Below are 534 nucleotides of genomic sequence, written 5' to 3'. Positions count from 1 at the left end.
GCCACCGCCAGCCCGGATGCCACCGCCGGCCCCGATGCCACCGCCAGCCCCACCCACGGCGCGCTACGCCAACCCGGTGATCCGCGGAGACCAGCGACTGGGCGGTCCGGCCGGCCCGGCGGCCTTCCCCGCGCCCGGCGCCGACGCTGGCGCGGCCCACGGCGAACGCTTCGACGAGCACCGCCCCTCGACCGCATATCCGGCCCCGCCGCCCAGCAGCGCAGCGACCGAAGTGATCGCCCTCGGCGGCCCGCTCACCGGACCGGCGCCGCTTCCCGCCCCGCCGGGGCGCGTCCCGTCCTGGCTGCGCGATCCCACCGTGCCACCGTCCCGCCACCAGTCGGCTCCGATCGAACCCGAGGCCGCGCCGGGACGGGACGGCCGTGGTCTCGGGCCCGACCCTCGACGCCGGCTTCCTGCGCCCGAGGCCCCGCACCCGGGCGAGACGCGCCAGCATCGGCCGCCCGCCCAGCCGCCCCACCCGGGCCGGGCCTACCAGGGCCGGCCGGCCGACGCGCCCGGCCGCGACACCCC

The 534-nt window shown here is 80.9% G+C and carries 1 pseudogene; it reads left to right on the top strand.

What is annotated here, in order from left to right:
* Positions 1 to 34: 34 nt before the first annotated feature.
* Positions 35 to 534 (top strand): annotated as a pseudogene (locus tag ND748_RS33580) (hypothetical protein); the annotation flags it as partial.

This window comes from Frankia sp. AiPs1 (assembly GCF_023716945.1).
GTDB lineage: Bacteria > Actinomycetota > Actinomycetes > Frankiales > Frankiaceae > Frankia.
The sequence above is the reverse complement of the archived record's forward strand: the minus strand, read 5'-3'. Positions and strand labels throughout refer to the sequence as shown.